This window comes from Streptomyces sp. NPDC002588 (genome assembly GCF_040295925.1).
Taxonomy (GTDB): domain Bacteria; phylum Actinomycetota; class Actinomycetes; order Streptomycetales; family Streptomycetaceae; genus Streptomyces.
On record NZ_JBEOWF010000059.1, the window covers coordinates 56577 to 71168 of the forward strand.

Genomic DNA, 14592 nt, shown 5'->3' on the forward strand with positions numbered 1-14592 from the left:
CGCGTCCTCATAGATCAAAGGAGATCCAATGAGTACGTACGACTACGTCATCGTCGGGGCCGGGTCGGCCGGCTGTGTGCTGGCCGCACGGCTGTCGGAGGACCCCGGCGTCAGGGTGGCCCTGATCGAGGCGGGCGGCCCCGACACGGCCCAGGAGATCCACATCCCGGCCGCGTTCCCCCAGACCTTCAAGAGCGACCTCGACTGGGACCTCGACTCCGAACCGGAGCCGGGCATCTTCGACCGCCGTGCCTACCTCCCCCGGGGCAAGGTGCTCGGCGGCTGCAGTTCGATCAACGCGATGATCTACATCCGGGGCAACCGCGCCGACTACGACGGCTGGGCGGCGGCCGGGGCAACGGGCTGGTCCTACGACGATGTGCTGCCGTACTTCCGGCGGGCCGAGGACAACCAGCGCGGCGAGGACGAGTTCCACGGAGTGGGCGGGCCGCTGACCGTCAGCGACAGCCGATCCAACCATCCGCTGGTCACGGCCTTCCTCCAGGCCGCCGAGCAGGCCGGGCACAAGCGCAACGAGGACTTCAACGGCGAGTCGCAGTTCGGGGTCGGGCGGTATCAGCTGACCCAGCGCGACGGCATGCGGTGCAGCACGGCCGTCGCCTATCTGCACCCCGCTCTGGAACGGCCGAACCTCACCGTGCTGACCTCGGCGCAGGCCCGCCGCGTGGTGATCGAGGACGGCCGGGCGACGGGCGTGGAGATCGGCCGGAACGGTGCGGTCGAGGTGGTCCGCGCCGACCGCGAGGTGATCCTGTCCGCGGGCGCCTACGAGTCCCCGAAGCTGCTGATGCTGTCCGGCATCGGACCCGCCGCCGAGCTGTCGGCCTTCGGGATCGACGTGGTACGGGACCTGCCCGTGGGCCAGTGTCTCCAGGACCACTACATGACCATGCTCAACTTCCGTACCGCCGCCGAGTCGCTGATCAGCGCGGCGAGCCCGGAGAACGCGGCCCTGTTGCAGGGCGAGGGGCAGGGTCCCCTGACCTCCAACATCGGCGAGGCCGGCGGCTTCTTCCGCACAAGGGACGACCTCTCTGCTCCCGACGTGCAGTTCCACGCAGCGCCGGTGCTGTTTCACAAGGAGGGACTCGGCGCCGCCACCGAGCACGGTTTCTCCTTCGGCCCCTGTGTGCTCGCCCCCACCAGCCGGGGACAGGTGACGCTGCGTTCCCCGCTCCCGGACGCCGCACCCCGGATCGTGCACAACTACCTCACCACGGACGAGGACCGGGACTGCATCGTCACCGGCATCCGGATGGCCCTGGAGATCGCGGGCCAGCAGGCGGTGGCCGAGATCGTGACCGGTCCGTTCGACGTGCCGGACTCGGACTCCGAGGAGGACGTCCTCGCCTGGGCCAAGCGGTCCGGGCAGACCCTGTACCACCCGACGTCGACCTGTGCCATCGGCTCGGTGGTCGACCCCGAGCTGCGGGTGCTGGACGTGCCCGGCCTGCGGGTCGTCGACGCGTCGGTGTTCCCGACGGTGCCGAGGGCGAACACCAACGCCCCCGTGATCATGGCCGCGGAGAAGGCGGCCGACCTCATCAAGGCCGCCGCGCGCTGACAGCAGTCGGCTGATCGCCGGAACTCCGCCAACACCCCCGCCTTCACCACCATCAGTCTCGAAAACCGAGGAACCCTGTGATGGACCTGCGCTACGACAGCTTCTACATCGGTGGCGAGTGGATCCGCCCCGCCACCGACCGCACGATCACCCCGTTCAACGCCAGCACCGAGGAACCCCTCGGCCAGGTGCCCGAGGCCACCGAGGCCGACATCGACGTCGCGGTGGCCGCCGCCCGCGCCGCCTTCGACTCCCCCTCGGGCTGGGCGAGTTGGGAGCCCGCCCGGCGTGCCGAGGTGATGGACCGCCTCGCCGACGCCATCGACAAGCGGGCCGCCGGCTTCGTCGAGCGGGTCAGCGCCCAGAACGGCATGCCGGTCGCCGTGGCCGGCCAGCTGGAGGTCGGCTACCCGAGCGCCGTACTGCGCTACTACGCGGGACTGGCACGCCAGTTGGCCGTGACGGAGATACGGGACGGCCTCTTCGGTGGCTCCATCGAGGTCCGCAAGGCGCCGATCGGCGTCGTCGCGGCCGTCGTACCGTGGAACTTCCCGCAGGTCCTGACCATGTTCAAGATCGCACCCGCGATGGCCGCCGGCTGCACCCTGGTCATCAAGCCCTCGCCCGAGACCGTGCTGGACGCCTACCTGCTGGCCGAGGCGGTGGAGGAGGCCGGGGTTCCCGCCGGTGTCATCAACATCGTCCCGGCGGGGCGTGAGGTCGGCTCCTACCTCGTCTCCCACCCGGCCGTCGACAAGGTGGCCTTCACCGGCTCCACCGCCGCCGGGCGGAGCATCGCCGAGGTATGCGGACGCCTGCTGCGCCCGGTGACCCTGGAACTGGGCGGCAAGTCCGCCGCGATCGTCCTGGACGACGCCGACCTGAACCTGGCCGAGATCGGCCAAGGACTGTTCGCCGCCACCCTCCTCAACAACGGCCAGACCTGCTTCGCCGGCACCCGCGTCCTCGCCCCGCGCAGCCGCTACGCCGAGGTGGTCGACGTCTTCACCGCCTTCGCCGGCTCCCTGACCGTCGGCGACGCGAGCGACCCGACGACCCAGATCGGACCGCTGGCCACCGCACGCCAGCGCGAGCGCGTCGAGTCGTACATCGCCAAGGGGCGCGGCGAGGGCGCCCGCCTGACGACGGGTGGCGGACGCCCCGACGGCCTGGAGCGGGGTTGGTTCGTGCAGCCGACGGTCTTCGCGGACGTCGACAACAACTCGACGATCGCCCAGGAGGAGATCTTCGGCCCGGTCCTGTCCGTCATCTCCTACGACGACGTCGACGACGCCGTCCGCATCGCCAACCACTCGGCCTTCGGGCTCGGCGGCACGGTGTGGACGTCCGACCCGGAGCGCGGCGCGTCCGTCGCCCGCCGGATCCAGACCGGCACGATCGGCGTCAACCGCTACCTCCCGGACCCCGTCGCCCCGTTCGGCGGAGTCAAGGCGAGTGGGCTCGGCCGCGAACTGGGGCCCGAGGGCCTCGCGGGCTACCAGCAGACGCAGACCGTCTATCTGTGAGCACGTGCCGGTGATCCCGTAGCCAGGACGAGGCGCAGGAGGGGCGGTGGTCCGGGATCTGATCCCGGACCACCGCCCTCGCTTTCCCGGAGAACGGGCGTGGATCAGTACCCGTAGCGGTTCTTGATGTGCCGCCAGAAGTCGCGGACCATCCACTTGTCGAACTCGGTGATCTGCGTCGCAGAGCCGGCGTTCATGATGAAGCCGCCGACGTCGGGCGTCGGGGTCCAGTCGTAGAAGTCGGCCAGGCCGAAGGTGTGACCGACCTCGTGCAGGTAGATGTGCACGTTCTCCTGGTCCATCGCGCTGGTGAAGTACTCCTGGTCCAGCCGCTGGCCCCAGTCACCGCCCGCGCCGCCGAATCCCATGCCCTTGGTGAGCCAGAGGGACTGGTCGTAGTGGCGCGCTTCCTTGCCGGGGCACTGGGAGTAGTTGCCGTCCTGGTGGAAGAACCGGCCGCAGGGCGGGCTGCACTGAGGGGCTCCGCCCTCGTCGAGGTTGCCGGCGTAGATGTCGACGGAATCGTCGGTCCACTTCAGTGTCGCGCGGTCCTTGACGGCCCAGCCGACGACCTTGACCTTCACGGAGGGGTAGGGCCACTGGTTGTAGCCCTTGCCGTTCTCGGAGAGGGCGGTGATCCACTTGCCGAACTGCTTCTGCACGGTCGATTCGACCTTGTCGCGCAGGGTGGCGGTGACCGGGTTGTCGGAGTCCCAGCGGACGCAGTAATTGATGGTGCCCTTGGTGGCCATGATCTGGTCAAAGCCGTAGTTCTTGAACCCGTAGAGGTCGCTGTACGTCGACACCATGTGGGCGAAGGTCTGGTCGAGCTGCGAGGCGATGCCGGACGGCGGGTTCCACTCGGCCGCGCTCGTCGTCCCGGTCTCGGTCGGGGTCGGGGTTGCCGTCGCCTTTGGCGTCGGTGTGGCGGTCGCTGACGGCGTGCTCGTGGCCGTCTGGGTAGCCGTCGGTGTGGCCGTGGGCGAGCTGGACTCACTGAACGTGGGAGCGACGGTCGCACCGGAACTCGGGGTCGCGTCCACGCCCGAGGAGCAGGTCTCGCCGTTGAGCTTGAACGAGGTGGGAGTCGAGGTGGCCCCGGACCGCGAGCCCAGGAAACCGGTGCTGGCCTTGCCTCCGGTGGCCAAGGAGCCGTTCCAGCTCGCGTTCTTCACGGTCACGGTCGTGCCGGACTGACTCCAGGAGCCGTTCCAGCCCTGGTTGACCTTCTCGCCACCGGAGAGGTCGAAGGTCAGCTCCCAACCGGTGAGCGCCTTGCCCGAGTTGGTGATCTCGACGGCTCCCTGGAAGCCGTCGGCCCACTGGCCGGTGACGCTGTAATCCACCCGGCAGGTGGACTCGGCACCATTGGCCAGCAGGGGCACCAGGGCACCGGTCCCCGCCACCAGCGCGGCGGCGACCGCGAGTGGGACGGGGCGCACCAGGCGTCTGCGCAGGCGGTGGGTCGCACGGGGCGGTCTCATCAGGCGGATCCTTCGGGAAGTTCTCGGAACGTCAGACATAAGTGGCCGCCCGCGCGGAGATGGTTGCCATCGGTCAGGCACCCGTTTCGGCGATCGCGGCGCGGAGGGAAGGGGACGTCAGGGGGTCGCGGCGGCCTCGGCGGACGCGGCGCTGCGTTCCGCGTAGCCGGCGGCCATGACGGTGTAGCGGTAGCGGGTGCCCTTCTTCGCGGTCGTGTCCGTGTACGCGGTGCCGGGCAGGTCGGTGGCGATGACCTTGTACGTGCCACTGCTGCCGGTGGCGCGGAGCAGGGTGTAGGAGACGGCGCGGGCGGGGGCCTTCCAGCTGAGTTTGACCTTGCCGGAGGATGCCGTCGCCTTCAGCCCGGTGGGCTTGGGGACGTTGCTGGAGGGGGCGGTGCCGAGGGCGAGGTGGTCGAAGGTTGCGGTGTTGGTGACGCCGGTGTCACCGGAGGTGACGGCGAGGCCGACGTACACGGTGCCGGGCAGGGCGGTAAGGAGCACGCTCGCGGAGGGGGACCAGTTGGTGCCGTCGGGTGAGACGTAGGCGTAGACGTAGTCGGCGCGGCGGACCAGCTTGAGCCAGTAAGGGGCGTCGACGTCGGCGAAGTTCGCCCAGTAGCTCCAGCTGTTGCCCTTGCTCCTGGAACTCCAGTAGGTCTGGGCGGAGTTGTCGCCGAGGAGGCGCTGGGTGACGTACGGGGTGCGGTCCTGGGCGTCGAGGGAGGCGCGGAGCATCAGTCCGGCAGAACCGGCGGTCGCGGTGCCGGGGTTCTTGACCCGGACGACGACCGTGCCGCCGCCGGTCATCTTCCGGTAGGCGTAGCGGTATCCGGAGAGCTGGTCCTTGCCGGAGCTCTTGAGCGTCCAGGTGCCGCCCGTGTACGAGGTGCTGCCCGCGGATCCGACGGTGCCGAGGTCCTTGGAGGTGAGTGCGGTGATGGGGGTGGAGGCGGCCGGAGGGCTCCAGGCGGCAGCAGGAGCGGTGGCCTTGGTGGTGTCGGCGCTGCGGCGGTAGATCATGGAGTTGTAGGTCTCGGTGAGCTTGGCGCGCAGGGCGGTGGTGTAGGGGGCTTTGAGGCCCTTGCGGACCACGTACGCGTTGTAGACGAGGTCGAAGCCCTCGGGCTGGGGCGTGATCCGCCTGCCGTTGTCGTCGGCGGAGATGGTCTTGTACAGGCCGTATCCGGAGCCGAAGCGGACGAAGGGCGGCTCCTGGCCGAGGTTGTAGCGGCTGTAGTACTCGGCGGCCTTCAGCAGCCGGTTGCCTTGGGCGGAGTAGAGGTCCACGCCCTGCTTCCAGGCGGTCTCGGCGACCGCCGCCAGGTGCATCCACTGGCCGTAGGCGTGCAGTTGGTCGCGTCCGGTGTCGCCGATCTCGCCGTTGGGCAGCGAGTCGGACAACCCGCCCATCGGGTCGGTGCGGTAGGCGTCCACGACCTCGTTGAACTTCACCCGATCGTCGTTGAACACCGCGATGGCCATGGCCCCCTGGAGACCGAGCGAGCCCTGCCCCGCATTGAGGATGTGACTGCCTGAGCCCATGTCACCCACGCCGAGGTTGAGTTGGGGCCAGTAGACGTCGTTGAAGTTCTTCTTGCACAGCCGGGTGTCGGCGGCGGTCCAGCCGTTGTAGCCGCCCCGCAGGATGTCGGCGGCGGCGATGGCGCGGATCGCGTAGTCGCCGATGGTGAAGGAGGATTCGGCCCCCGACCAGGTGGTGAGTCTGCCGCACCAGGCCGTCATGATGCCGGTGGCCTTGGCGCTGTAGGCGGTCTTGCCGGTCAGGTAGCCGCGCAGGGTCAGGTTGTAGACCGCCTGCATGTCGTTCTCGTACGCGCTGCGGTTGACGTCGGGGTTGCGGCCGACCTCCGAGAAGGGGCCCTGCATCACGTAGCCGAGTGAGGAGCGCGCATCCGCGACCAGCCCGGCGTACGAGGACTTCCAGGGCTCGCTTGTGAGGTTCTTCTTCAGACGGGTCAGGTCGGCCTGGTCGAAGGTGATGCCGGGATGCTGGAAGGCTGCGGGCGCTGCGTCGACGGCCTTGGTGGCGACAGCAGTCGCGGCGGCCGCCCCGGCTCCGGGGGTGGCCCGGCTTGTCCAGGTGTAGAGGGCGACGAGTACGGCGATCGCGGCGACGGCCGCGACGTAGACGCGGGGCTGACGCCGGGCCAGCAGCCCGGACTTGGCATGACGCATTCAGGGATCCTCAAGGCGGTCCGAAGCAGGCGGTCATGATCTGGTCGCCGCCGGAGCCCGGAAGGTTGCTGCACCCGGGCCGACGACCGGCACGGCCCACCGGACCTGACGGTCGTCCGGACCCGCTGGTCGTCCGGCGGCGTGGGCCGCGAACTGGACCCCGAGGGGCTCGCTGCCCACCAGCAGACGCAGCCGGTCCATCGATGAACGCGTACCGGTGAATCTCCGAGCGGTGCGCGGATGCGCCATACACCTATCAGGGGTGTACTGCCAGTACACGTAACGAGCGGTCCTTCCACGTGCCGGTGAACCGCGGTTTCATCGGCTCGTGACACCGCTCTACCAGGAGGACAGACGATGCACACGCGCACACTCGGCCAGGGTCTTGAGGTCTCCGCGATCGGCCTGGGCTGCATGGGCATGTCCCAGAGCTACGGCCCCAACCCCGGCGACCGCCAGGACATGATCGGCGTCCTCCGCGCCGCCGTGGACCGCGGCATCACGTTCTTCGACACGGCCGAGGTCTACGGCCCCTACGTCAACGAGGAACTGGTCGGCGAGGCCCTCGCCCCCGTCCGGGACCAGGTCGTCCTGGCGACAAAGTTCGGCTGGCGCATCGAGAACGGGAAGTCCACCGGGCTCGACAGTCGGCCGGAGCAGATCAAGCGCGTCGCCGACGCCTCCCTGCGCCGACTGCGCAGCGAGACGATCGACCTCTTCTACCAGCACCGGGTGGATCCCGACGTCCCCATCGAGGAGGTCGCCGGTGCGATCGCCGAGCTCGTACAGGCGGGCAAGGTACGCCACTTCGGCCTGTCCGAGGCCGCGGCGACCACGATCCGCAAGGCCCACGCGGTCCACCCCGTGACAGCCGTGCAGAGCGAGTACTCCCTGTGGACCCGCGACCCCGAGCCCGAGGTCCTGCCCACGCTCGCCGAACTCGGCATCGGGTTCGTGCCGTTCAGCCCGCTCGGCAAGGGCTTCCTCACCGGCAGCGTCGACACCACGACCTCGTTCACCGAGGGCGACGTCCGCGCCACGATCCCCCGCTTCAGCGAGGAGAACCGGGCCGCCAACCAGGCCCTGGTCGATCACGTCGCCTCGCTCGCCAAGGCCAAGGGCGCCAGCCCCGGCCAGGTCGCCCTGGCCTGGCTGCTCGCCCAGCAACCGTGGATCGTCCCGATTCCCGGCACGCGCCGCGTGGAGCGCCTGGAGGAGAACGCCGGCGCGGCCCAGGTCGCCCTGTCCGCCGACGAGGTCGCTGACCTCGACGCGACAGCGGCACGCCTCGGCGTGCACGGCGACCGCTACAACGAGCTGCACATGGGCATGGTCGGCCGCTGACCCCGCACCGCCCCGTTCCGAGGGAGAAGCCATGACGTTCGACACGGGCGCGACCATCCCCGGCGTGGGGCAGACCTGGCTGGCCGAGTTCGAGGACACTCCGTTCGGCCCGTTCGCCGTGGAGCTGACGTTCCACTCCGGGACGTCTCTGAGCTACCTGGTCAGCTCCGGCGCGGCCAAGGGCAACGGGGAGACCATGGACTACACGACGGCGGAACTGCGCGACGGCCTGTACGTCCTGTGCTGGGAGGAGCCCGAGTCCGGCGCGAAGGTCACCCACATCCAGGACTGGCAGAACCACCTCGTGTATGCGAGCAGTTTTCTACAGGGCCAGTTCATGCAGATCAGCGGTACCTGGACCCGCCTGTGTTAGGGCCCGTCCGGCGGATCAGGTCGCGGGAGACCAACAGCTCCCCGCGCCTGCGACATGATCCGACGGACAGACCCTGGTCGTCACACCTGGACGGCGAACGCCGCGCGGAGCTGCTCGGCCATCAGGTCGAAGACGGGACGAACTGTCTCGGGCGGTCCGTTGTGGGTGAAGAAGTGGTCGACGCCCTCCACCATGCGGTGCACGACGGGGACTCCGGCGGCGGCCAGCGACTCGGCGTACGCGTCCCCCTCGTCCCGGAGCAAGTCGTACTCGGCGGTGATGACCAGGGCGGGCGGCAGACCGGCCAGGTCGGTGGCGAGCCCCGGCGAGGCGAGCGGGTCGCGGCGGCGACTCGCGTCCGGCAGGTATGTGCCGGTGAAGATGCGGGACAGCGTCGGCGAGATCAACGGCCGTCGGGTGCGGGCGCGCTTGGTGGCGGGGTCCGCGGCCAGGTCGAGGGGTGCGTAGTCGATGATCTGGAGCAGCGGGGTGAAGGTCCCGCGCTCCCGCGCCGTACGGCATACTCCCGTCGCCAGCGCGCCGCCGGCGCTGTGGCCGCCGACGGCGAGCCGCCCGCCGTCCCAGCCGTGCTCGGCCCCGTAGTTCACCGCCCACTCGCAGGCCTCGTACGCCTGGATGGGCGCGGTCGGGAAGCGGTGTTGCGGCGCGGTCCAGTAGTCGATGTTGAGGACGACGCAGCCCGCCTCGGCCGCAAGATGGCGGCAGATGTGGTCGTCCTGCTCAGGATGCCGGACCACGTATCCACTGCCGTGGAAGTTGACGAAGACCGGCGGTGTCTCTCCGGCCAGGGCGGGGTCGGGGCGGTAGACGTCGCACCGCATGGATCCGACGGAGGTCGGGATCTGCACGGTCACGGGCGCGGGCAGGTCCTGGCCCGCGAAACGGAGTTCGTCCGACACTTTGACCATGCGACTGCTCAGTAGCGTCTGCACGAGCCTCGCGGCGATGTCGTAACTGATGGCCATGGGAGGTCGCCTTCGGGTCGGGGCGGGTGGTTCGGCACGGCGTGGAGAAGGACACCACGACGCGGTGCTGCTGCCGTCCGGGACACGGTGATCCTCCCCGCACGGCCCGCGCCACCGCGCGTGTCGCGGAGTGGCACGCGCGGTGGCGGGATCGGGGCGGGAGGACCACTGTCCTTCTCTTCTGCGACCGACCTCAGTTGGGCCAGTTCTCCAGCACCTGCTGCTGCACGTCCGCCGGGAAGAGGTGGGAGAAGGAGCTGCGCGGCTCGCGGCCTTCCTCGGCGGCGGGGAGCAGGGCGTCGTAGGTGACCTTGTCGCCGGTCCAGGAGTGCCGCTGGTCGAAGGGGTAGCAGGACAGCAGCGGCAGGATCTTGCCGGTGCGGACGATACGCCGTTCGGTGGGGTGGACGCGGGTGGCCAGCGCCCACATCAGCTCGCCGACGTCCGAGGCCTCGACGTCGTCGTCGAGCACGAAGATGCGCGGCACCAGGTACTCGAAGCGCTGGGCGGCGATGACGTCGGTGATGCGCTGGGCGAGTTCGGCGGTGCTCACGCCGGGCAGGGCCGTACGCCAGTCGGCGGCGACGCTGACGACGAGGAAGTGGGAGGCGCCTTCGAAGGGCTCCCAGGCCGTGGTGATCGGCAGTCCGGCGACACGGAGTTCGGCGAGGGCTTCGGCGGCGAGGGTGAGGCCGGTCGCCGTGTGGTACTCGTCGACGGGCTCGCCCTCGACGACGGTGGGCCAGATGGGGTCGTCGCGGTGGGTGATGGCCTCGATGGTGTAGACGGGCTGGAGGGAGGTCTCGTTGGGGCGGTAGCCGGAGAACTCGCCCATCGGGCCTTCCACGCCGGTGCGTTCGACGGACAGGTGCCCCTCGATCACGATCTCCGCGCTGGCGGGGACCTGGAGGTCGACGGTTTCGCACTGGACGAGTTCGAGCGGCTCGCCGAGCAGGGCACCGAGGTAGCCGGACTCCTCCACTCCGTCCGGCAGCGGCATGCCGGAGATGAACGGCAGGGCCGGCTCGCCGCCCTGGACGAGGGCGAAGGGCATCGGCTCGCCCCGGTCGACCCACTGCTGCCAGACGTGGGCGATGTGCTGGGGGTGCAGCACCAGGCCGGTCATGTGCTTGCCGTCGATCATCATGATCCGGGCGATCGACCAGTTGGTGAAGCTGCCGTCCGGTGTGCGGGCGATGATCGTGCCCCAAGTGTTGACGTACGGGCCGCCGTCGCCCTCGTGCAGCAGGGGCGTCGGGAAGCGGTCGAGCGTGGCGTCCTCGCCGAGCAGGATGTTCTGCTTGCACGGCGCGGTGTCGACCAGCGTCGGCGCGATCGGCTCGCGGGTGCGGGCGGCGGCGAGGGCCTCGGTGATCTCGCGTGCGCTCGCGTCGGCGGACAGCCCGAGGGACAGGGCGATCCGGGCGAGCGGCTTGCCCGGGGCCGAGCTGAGGGCGCCGGGGGCGCCGAGCAGCCGGTAACCGGGGGCGGTGCCCTTGATGTTGGTGAACAGCGGGGCGGGGGCGGAGGTCTCGTACGAGCGGCGGATGATCGCGCCGACTTCGAGGTGGGGGTCGACCAGTCGGTCGACGGTGCGGACGTCGCCGAGTTCTTCCAGGGCGGCGAGGTAGGCGCGCAGGTCCTTGAGACGGGGCACGGGAATCCTTTCGGTCGGTCAAGGGAGGGGGAGAGGAAAGAGGGGTGGGTGGTGCTCAGCCGACGGCCGGGCGGAGCTGCCGGTCCGCGCGGGCCGTGGCGGGCCCCTGCCAGCGCACGGCGCGCTCACTGTCGAGGCCGAACTGGTCCATCACCCGGGCCACGATGTGGTCGACCACGTCGTCAACGCTCGCCGGCTTGTTGTAGAACGCCGGCATGGGCGGCAGGATCGTCACGCCCATCCGGGACAGGGCGAGCATGTTCTCCAGGTGGATCGTGGACAGCGGGGTCTCACGGGCCACGAGGACCAGGCGGCGCTGTTCCTTGAGGACCACGTCCGCGGCCCGGGCGATCAGATCGCTGCCGTAGCCCGCGCGGATGGCGGCCAGGGTCTTGGCGCTGCACGGCGTGATGACCATGCCGTCGGTGCGGAAGGACCCGCTGGAGATGGATGCCGCCTGGTCGTCAGGGCCGTGGACGACGTCCGCCAGCCTGGCCACCTCCCGGGCCGTCCAGTCCGTCTCCAGCTCGATGGTGGCCCGGGCCCAGCGGCTCATCACCAGGTGGGTCTCCACATCGGGCTGGTCCCGCAGCTCCTGCAACAGCCGGATCCCGAGGACCGCCCCCGTGGCACCCGTCATCCCGACGATGAGACGCATGGGGACAACCTTTCGTACACGAAGCTTTCGTGTACGACGATACGCCTCACGCCGACGGAGTCAAACCCCAGAGACTGCCCGCCAGACGGGAGTGCGCACACCTGGCGCCCCGACAACGCGAACCGGCCGTCCGGCTCTCACAGAGCCGGACGGCCGGTCGTCTTTCTTGCGGTGCGGGCCCTTGGCCCTCTCCCGGGGATCAGACGTCAAGTACGGGAATCCGCCCCCAACCCCAGAGCCGTCATCCCAGTCTCCCGGGGAACTGCAGGGCTTCGGAGGCGCGTTCTTTCGCAGTTGCTGGTCGAGACAGGCGGCTACCGACCCACCCGAGGAGGAAGCCCACCGGAACGGATACCAGAGCTATGTGCTGCATCGGGAACCAATGGAAGTCCTGCCCCGACAACAGTGCGATTGGGCTTCCAGAAACACTCGGACTGAAGATCTCCAGCACGACACAGCACACGAAGGAACCGTAGAGTGTGGCGTACAGACCCGCTCGCGTGAATCCCTTCCAGAACAGACCGTATGCCAGTGCCGGCAATATCGTGGAGGCTCCGACAGCGAATACGAAGGAAGTCAGCGCGACGATGCTCCAGGAATGTAGCGCCACTGCCAGGAGCAGGCTCAGAACACCCGCTCCGACGATGAACCAGCGAGCCAGCGAAATTTCTCGACCCGCTTCGACTTTGATCTTCCATTTCGACGATGCGTACAGGTCGTGGGCGAGCGAACCGATGGCGAGCGTGAGGCCGGCGGCCGTGCTCAAGGAAGTCACGAACACCGCGCAGGACACAAGTCCGAGCAGCGAGTCTCCGGAGTTCACGTCACCCAGACCCTCTGACAACTGGAAGAGGGCGGCGACGTTGTGCTGCCCTTCCACAGTGAGGGACCTACCGTCGACAGTTGCGGCAGCACCCAGCCCTGCGAGGGCCGCAAGGCCGGCGAAAACGGCGAGGACAACAGTTGCGGTGGCCACTCCCTGACGGACGGCTCGTCCGTCAGGGAAAACGTTCAGGCGCATGATCACATGAGGCAGGACAGCCGACCCGAATGCTGCGGTCACCCCCAACGACACCGTATCCAACAGGCCTACCGTGGAGTCTCCGTACAGCCGCCCCGGAGAGTAGTACGACCGTGAGTCCCCACTGTGTTGACCTGCACTCTCGGTGATGCCGCTCAAGTCCCAGTTCGCTCGGTGCAGAACGACGTAGGCGAGCACCAGAAGAGCACCGAGGACGAGGACGGTCTTGATCGCCTGGATCAGGGTCGTGCCCCGCATCCCGCCCATGGCCGCGAACATGATGATGAGCAGCCCGATGAGTACCGTGCAGAACTGGGAAGCGGACTCGGTTTCCAGGCCGAGGACATACGCTGTGGCGCCCCCTGCCACGGTGAGCTGAATGACTGTCATCAGAACGCATATGGCGACGGTGACCACGCCTGCCGCAAGCCGGATCCCATCACCCGGAATCCGGCGTACCAGGACATCACCGTGGGTGAAGCTGCCGGTGGCTCGGAGCGGTTCGGCCATCAGCAGCAGGATAGGAGCTGTCAGGGTCATGCTCGCCACGATGACCATTCCGTCGAACCCGCCTATTGCGACCCCGCTGACGGTGGCAAGTAGAGCACTCGTGGGAATCCAGTCGCCACATAGGGCCAGCGTGTTCCGGAAAGTGGATATTTTCCTGTTCGCAGCGAAGAATTCGGACGCACTGTCGTCGTTTCCGATTCCCACAATCAGGCAGAGAAGGAACGAGAACACCAGGACCAACATGAAAGCGGTGAGTGGTGCGAACAACTCGCCGATTTGTGTTGCCATGAAATGAGGGGATGTCATGGGTGTCCCACCCGCCTACCTTCACCTGCGGTCCTGTGATATTGCAGCACGGCAACGATGAGGGACAGGTTGTGGAGGATCAGCAGAAACATGCCGAGTGTGAATGGGCCCGCTATATTCCGTCCGAGCTGGTCTCCCAGCGTCAGAACGGCCAGTGGAATCGCAGCCACGGCCACGAGGATGACGACGAGGACACGGATTCGTGGCTTTCCCATCGTCAGGGGTACTGCATGTGGCGAGTGCGGATACTCCGACGAGCGGACCGGGCCTTCGCCCGTGCCGGGTATGGACATGCATTGACTCCTTGTAGCTGAGCTCGTTCAGCGATCACGCGAGGGCGTTGCCGGAGCAGGCGCTTCTGCCGGTCAGCGAGAATCCGCGAGGCTGCGCAGTTCCACCCTGGCGAGGTTGGCGCCAGCGTTGCGCGGCAGTTGCTCGACGAGCACGACCCTGGTGGGGAGCTCGTAGCGGGCGGGGATGACGGCCGGTGACGTAACGGGCCTCCCCGCGGTGAGCGTTGTACGGATCCCGGCGACTGCCGGCTCCGGGGGATGAACGCTCATCGGTGGGTCCTCCTGCGGGCCGCGCTCGGTGCCGTCATTCCAGCGCGATGAAGGTGGTTCGGGCAGCGCATGTGCCAACGGGCGGCACAGCACCGGTCAGCACTTGGGGAGCGCGCGCAAGTCGGTCCTCTGGCCACCGAGTTGGACGGAGCCGACCGTGACACCAGGATCGATGAGCCGTTGGAAGACTCAGATCCCGTGGGCGCGGCGGTGACGGAGCCGTCGCCCGGTGCGCCCCGCAGGCGGCGCGTTCGGCGTCGAACTCGCGACAGATGACTGCCGAACTCATCCTGTACGGCTCACCGAGCGCCGTGACCACGCGCTCGCATCGCACCGAGACGACGCAAACCGGCCGTCCGGCTCTCTCAGAGCCCGGCCGG

At 68.7% G+C, this 14592-nt stretch carries 11 protein-coding genes; 4 read left to right on the forward strand and 7 right to left on the reverse strand.

Features of this window, described 5'->3' with window-relative positions:
* The first annotated feature begins 28 nt into the window (after positions 1–28).
* A complete protein-coding gene (locus tag ABT057_RS43480; protein WP_352349864.1) occupies positions 29–1585 on the forward strand; it encodes a GMC family oxidoreductase in 1557 nt (518 codons plus the stop codon).
* Positions 1586–1665: 80 nt separating this feature from the next.
* Positions 1666–3111, forward strand: coding sequence for an aldehyde dehydrogenase (locus ABT057_RS43485; RefSeq protein WP_352349866.1), 1446 nt, complete (start codon positions 1666–1668; stop codon positions 3109–3111).
* A 104-nt stretch (positions 3112–3215) separates the two neighbouring features.
* Here ABT057_RS43485 and ABT057_RS43490 read toward each other — a convergent pair whose 3' ends face one another.
* Entirely contained in the window at positions 3216–4595 is a 1380-nt protein-coding gene (locus ABT057_RS43490) for a cellulose-binding domain-containing protein (RefSeq protein WP_352349868.1), read from the reverse strand.
* 117 nt (positions 4596–4712) lie between these two features.
* Positions 4713–6794, reverse strand: a complete 2082-nt coding sequence (locus ABT057_RS43495) for an alginate lyase family protein (protein WP_352349870.1) — start codon at positions 6792–6794, stop codon at positions 4713–4715.
* Between the two features lie 357 nt (positions 6795–7151).
* On the opposite strand from ABT057_RS43495, the gene ABT057_RS43500 reads away from it, so the two are divergent.
* Complete coding sequence (locus tag ABT057_RS43500; RefSeq protein WP_352349872.1) at positions 7152–8138, forward strand: aldo/keto reductase; 987 nt, start codon at positions 7152–7154, stop codon at positions 8136–8138.
* Between the two features lie 31 nt (positions 8139–8169).
* A complete protein-coding gene (locus ABT057_RS43505; RefSeq protein WP_352349874.1) occupies positions 8170–8511 on the forward strand; it encodes a MoaF-related domain-containing protein in 342 nt (113 codons plus the stop codon).
* 80 nt (positions 8512–8591) lie between these two features.
* On the opposite strand, the gene ABT057_RS43510 is transcribed toward ABT057_RS43505, so the two are convergent.
* The 5 genes from ABT057_RS43510 to ABT057_RS43530 form a co-directional block, all read right to left on the reverse strand.
* Positions 8592–9497: an alpha/beta hydrolase gene (locus tag ABT057_RS43510; RefSeq protein WP_352349876.1), complete on the reverse strand. Its 906-nt coding sequence runs from the start codon at positions 9495–9497 to the stop codon at positions 8592–8594.
* A gap of 193 nt (positions 9498–9690) precedes the next feature.
* On the reverse strand, positions 9691–11154 hold the full coding sequence (locus ABT057_RS43515) for a UbiD family decarboxylase (RefSeq protein WP_352349878.1): 1464 nt from the start codon (positions 11152–11154) through the stop codon (positions 9691–9693).
* Between the two features lie 55 nt (positions 11155–11209).
* The gene (locus tag ABT057_RS43520) at positions 11210–11812 is read right to left on the reverse strand and encodes a non-oxidative hydroxyarylic acid decarboxylases subunit B (protein ID WP_352349880.1); all 603 of its coding nucleotides are present in this window, start codon (positions 11810–11812) and stop codon (positions 11210–11212) included.
* A gap of 241 nt (positions 11813–12053) precedes the next feature.
* The gene (locus ABT057_RS43525; protein ID WP_352349882.1) at positions 12054–13631 is read right to left on the reverse strand and encodes a sodium/solute symporter; all 1578 of its coding nucleotides are present in this window, start codon (positions 13629–13631) and stop codon (positions 12054–12056) included.
* A gap of 383 nt (positions 13632–14014) precedes the next feature.
* Positions 14015–14212 carry a hypothetical protein gene (locus tag ABT057_RS43530; RefSeq protein ID WP_352349884.1) on the reverse strand — a complete coding sequence of 66 codons (198 nt, stop codon included), beginning with the start codon at positions 14210–14212 and terminating at the stop codon, positions 14015–14017.
* Between the last annotated feature and the right edge of the window lie 380 nt (positions 14213–14592).

Excerpts from the sequence above, each read along its gene's own strand:
- ABT057_RS43480 (WP_352349864.1), top strand. The coding sequence starts at position 29 with ATGAGTACGTACGACTACGTCATCGTCGGGGCCGGGTCGGCCGGCTGT.
- ABT057_RS43485 (WP_352349866.1), top strand. The coding sequence starts at position 1,666 with ATGGACCTGCGCTACGACAGCTTCTACATCGGTGGCGAGTGGATCCGC.
- ABT057_RS43490 (WP_352349868.1), bottom strand. The coding sequence starts at position 4,595 with ATGAGACCGCCCCGTGCGACCCACCGCCTGCGCAGACGCCTGGTGCGC.
- ABT057_RS43495 (WP_352349870.1), bottom strand. The coding sequence starts at position 6,794 with ATGCGTCATGCCAAGTCCGGGCTGCTGGCCCGGCGTCAGCCCCGCGTC.
- ABT057_RS43500 (WP_352349872.1), top strand. The coding sequence starts at position 7,152 with ATGCACACGCGCACACTCGGCCAGGGTCTTGAGGTCTCCGCGATCGGC.
- ABT057_RS43505 (WP_352349874.1), top strand. The coding sequence starts at position 8,170 with ATGACGTTCGACACGGGCGCGACCATCCCCGGCGTGGGGCAGACCTGG.
- ABT057_RS43510 (WP_352349876.1), bottom strand. The coding sequence starts at position 9,497 with ATGGCCATCAGTTACGACATCGCCGCGAGGCTCGTGCAGACGCTACTG.
- ABT057_RS43520 (WP_352349880.1), bottom strand. The coding sequence starts at position 11,812 with ATGCGTCTCATCGTCGGGATGACGGGTGCCACGGGGGCGGTCCTCGGG.
- ABT057_RS43525 (WP_352349882.1), bottom strand. The coding sequence starts at position 13,631 with ATGGCAACACAAATCGGCGAGTTGTTCGCACCACTCACCGCTTTCATG.
- ABT057_RS43530 (WP_352349884.1), bottom strand. The coding sequence starts at position 14,212 with ATGAGCGTTCATCCCCCGGAGCCGGCAGTCGCCGGGATCCGTACAACG.